We start from the raw sequence: 3,745 nt of genomic DNA on the forward strand, positions 1-3,745 counted from the left end.
GACAGCGGCAGCGAGCCGCTCGCCCGCGCCGGCTCGGCGTCGATCGCGGCGAACAGCTTCTGCATCGCACGCGTCGACGGAGCACCCAGGCTCTCGTTCAGATGGATGGTCTCTTCGTACTCGCCGCGGATCGCGGCATATTGCTTGGCAAGCGCGGGATCGCGCGCCAGCGCTTCCTCGACACGGCGCGCGTCACGCGCGTTCAGCGTGCCGGCGGCGTGCCACGGCAGCAGCAGTTCAATTTCACTGGGCTCTTGCTCCAGCATCTTCTTGCTCAAAGCCATCATGGCCAGCCTCGCTCAATGCCGGCTGCCTTCAGCAGTTCGGCCAGTTTCTTGCGCGCATAGAACAAGCGCGTCTTCACGGTGTTCTCCGGTATCCCGACGATTTCGGCCACCTCTTCCACGGACTTCTCGTGGTAGTAGACGAGATCGACGATTTCCCGATGGTCGGGCGAGAGGCCCGTCAGACACTCCCGCAACGCTTCACTGGTATCCTTTTTCTGCACCGCCGTTTCCGGATCGTCGGACGTATCCTCGATCGCGTTGGCGGCCTCTTCGTCCAGCTCGAAATCCTTCCTGCGCCGCAGCGCAGACAGGGCCTTGAATCGGGTGATTGCCAGCAGCCAGGTGGAAACGGCGGATCGGCCCTCGAACTTCCCGGCTTGACGCCAGACGTCTAGAAATACCTCGCTGATGAGGTCTTCCGCCGCCTGCTCATCCCGCACGAGCCTGAGACCGAACCTGTAAACCCTGACATGGTGCCGCCCGTACAGCACCTGCATGGCGAGCCGGTCACCTTGGGCGATCCTAGCGATGAGGACCTCGTCCGAAGCCGCCTGTGTCACGCTCAAAGGCCGTCTCGCAAAGTTGGTCGGGTCGATACGGCGGACGGTTCGACGCGGGGGGCAAAATTGTTCAGGCTACCGCAGTCGTACGGGCGCCTATGTGATCCACCCCACATACGCGCATTTTTCTTGTCCCAGTCGCGGCCGTCGGCCGCCATAATCCAGATCGGTAACATAATACTGAGATATTTCCCTGCGGATACCTGTCCGGCACAGGCGGCCCGACCTCATCCGGTTCCATAGCAGCCCTGCACGACATATGTCTCGCCAAGCCGGCCTTTGGCTCGATCGCATCGCAACGAAGCCTGATCACCGGTAAAAAATTCTTCCGCCGGCCTATGACCTTGTTCCGCGCTGCACGGTTCGGATTCGATTTCCAAGGATACCAAACCTAAAGGCTTGCCACGTAGATTTTTACGCTGACATCCACCACTGGCGGGACCATGAGCACGGCCGCGACGTCCTTTCCCGAGAGGAATGCCGCTGAGGTCGCGGATCTCGTCCTCACGCCCGAGGCAGCGGCCCCCGACGTTCTGGCGCGCCGGGTCCGCCAGCGCCGCCAGATGTATATCGGCCAAGCCGCGAGCTACTCGCTGGGCGCCTCGGTCCTGCTGCTCTACGCCTATGGCGGGGCGGTCTCGATGGCCGTCCCATCGCTGTTCTGGCTCGGCGGCCTCCTGATCATCGGCACCTTCACCGTGCTGTCGGAAGCCGGCTTCGGAGACCGGTTCCAGGATCATTATCTCACCGTCTTCCAGATCTCGGCGCATATGGCGCTGCAGCTGGTGTTTCTGCTCGCAGTGCCGACGGTCGGGGTCGCGTTCCTCGCCGTGCTGTTTCTGATCTTCGCGTTTGGCACGCTGCGGATGACTTCGAGCCAGGCGATGGTCACCTGGGGCCTTGCCACCTGCGGGCTTGGCTTGGTCTTCCTGGGCTCGGACCTGCCGATCGGGCTGCCGGTTAAGACCCGCCTGGAGCGAACCGCCTCGATGCTCTGCTTCGTGCTGGTGATCGGCCAGTGCGCCTTCCTCGGCCTGTTCGGCGCCACCCTGCGCAAGATTCTGTACCGGCGCAGCATCGAACTAAAGGCCGCCTATCAACGCATCGAGGAACTGGCCGAGCTCGACGAACTCACCGGCTCCTACAACCGCCGCTGCATCATGCGCCTTCTCGACGCCGAGATCGAAAAGTCGCGGCAGACATCGACGCCGTGCGCGATCGCGCTGATCGATCTCGACTGGTTCAAGCGCATCAACGACGCCCACGGCCATCCCGTCGGTGACGAGGTGCTGCGCACCTTCGCGATCACGATGTTCGCCAACATCCGCCCGGCCGACAGCTTCGGCCGTTATGGCGGCGAGGAATTCCTGCTGCTGCTGCCGGACACGTCGGGCGATTCGCCGCAGCGCATGCTCGAGCGCTTGCGCAGCATCGTCGCCGATCTCGACTGGAGCGCATTCTCCCCGGGCATGCACGTGACCATTTCTGCGGGCGTCGTGACGCTTCGCGACGTCGATACTGCCGACACGTTTCTCGCGCGCGCCGACCGCGCGCTCTATTCCGCCAAGGCGCAAGGGCGCAACCGTATTGCAACAAGCTGACCAATCCATTTTCTCCCGGCAGGGCAGAAGCTGCCTCCGGACCGAACGCTCCAGGACAGGGCTATGAGATCCAAATCCGCGAGATCATCCGAGAATCTGCTCGAGGAATTGCAGGCTGCGCTCTCGCACGGCACCGTCGCGCGCCGGGTCGAGACGCTGCGCCGCGTGACCGATCTCTTCGTGGGCAACGCGGTGGATTATTCCGACGACCATATCCGCGTTTTCGACGACGTGTTCCAGTGCCTGATCGGGCAGATCGAGACGTCAGCCAGGGCGCTGCTCGCCGACCGCCTCGCACCGATCGCGGCCGCCCCGCCGAACATCATCCGCACGCTCGCGCTCGACGAGGTCGTCGAGGTCTCCGGCCCGGTGCTGTCGAAATCGGAACGGCTGGACGAGACGACCTTGATCGAAATCGCGCGCACGAGGGGCCAGGCGCATCTCAAGGCGATCTCGCTGCGACGGATGCTGTCGGAGGCGCTGACCGACGTGCTGGTGACGCGGGGCAACGAGGACGTGGTGCAGTCGACCGTCAGCAATCCCGGTGCGCGGCTCTCCGAGGGAAGCCTCACCGATCTCGTCACCCGTGCCGAACGCGACGACGACCTCGCCACCTGCATCGGCCTGCGGCCGGACCTGCCCCGTCATCACTATTTGAGGCTGGTCGCCAAGGCATCCTCCAGCGTGCGCAAAAAGCTTGAGGCCGCCCATCCGGAGCTTATGGACGAGGTGTCGAGCGTGGTCCAGGAAGCGGCCCAGCGGGTCCGCGCCGCCGCCATGACGAGGCAAACCGAGATGGCCCGTGCGCTGGTGAAGTCGCTGCACCAGGACGGCCGTCTCAACGAATTCCAGATCACCACGTTCGCCGAGCAGGGCAAGTTCGACGAAACCAATGCGGGGCTCGCGGCGCTCGCGGGCGTCGCGGTCGGGGCCGCCGAGACCATGATGATCGAAAGCCGCACTGAGGGCGTGATGATCCTCGCCAAGGCCGCGGGCATGTCCTGGCCGAGCGTGCGGGCCATCATCGCCATGCGCGAGAAGCTCTCAGGCGGCTCGCAGACCGACATGCTGACGCTGCGCGACGCCTACGAGGCGCTCCGCAGTTCGACCGCACAGCAGGTGCTGCGCTTCCACCGCATGCAGCAGAGCACGACGCCGGCGGCCTGATGCCGGCTCGTTAGTAGCGCAGGACCTTGGATCCCACCGCCGCGCCGATCGCCGTCACCAGCGCGGTCGCGATCGTGTACCAGGTCGCGACGAACAGCGGGGAGTCGTCGGTGCAGTGCGAGGCATAGAG

4 protein-coding genes and 1 pseudogene are annotated in these 3,745 nt (G+C 64.4%); 2 read left to right on the forward strand and 3 right to left on the reverse strand.

Translation table 11 applies throughout. The annotated features are described in order from the left end of the window. Both MOV75_RS30590 and MOV75_RS30595 read right to left on the reverse strand, forming a co-directional pair. Positions 1-287, reverse strand: a pseudogene (locus MOV75_RS30590) (hypothetical protein); the annotation flags it as partial. Next, entirely contained in the window at positions 284-853 is a 570-nt protein-coding gene (locus tag MOV75_RS30595; protein WP_246931289.1) for a sigma-70 family RNA polymerase sigma factor, read from the reverse strand. The gene MOV75_RS30595 and the pseudogene MOV75_RS30590, both read right to left, overlap by 4 nt. A 437-nt stretch (positions 854-1,290) precedes the next feature. Here MOV75_RS30595 and MOV75_RS30600 point away from each other — a divergent pair, with 437 nt between their 5' ends. Beyond that, on the forward strand, positions 1,291-2,448 hold the full coding sequence (locus MOV75_RS30600) for a GGDEF domain-containing protein (protein WP_247007176.1): 1,158 nt from the start codon (positions 1,291-1,293) through the stop codon (positions 2,446-2,448). Positions 2,449-2,511: 63 nt separating this feature from the next. Next, on the forward strand, positions 2,512-3,615 hold the full coding sequence (locus MOV75_RS30605) for a DUF2336 domain-containing protein (protein WP_246931291.1): 1,104 nt from the start codon (positions 2,512-2,514) through the stop codon (positions 3,613-3,615). A 10-nt stretch (positions 3,616-3,625) separates the two neighbouring features. Here the strand turns inward: MOV75_RS30605 and MOV75_RS30610 are convergent. Next, a partial coding sequence (locus MOV75_RS30610; protein ID WP_247007177.1) for an NrsF family protein occupies positions 3,626-3,745 on the reverse strand: 120 nt, incomplete at its 5' end.

It is taken from the genome of Bradyrhizobium sp. PRIMUS42 (assembly GCF_023006515.1).
Taxonomy (GTDB): Bacteria; Pseudomonadota; Alphaproteobacteria; order Rhizobiales; family Xanthobacteraceae; genus Bradyrhizobium.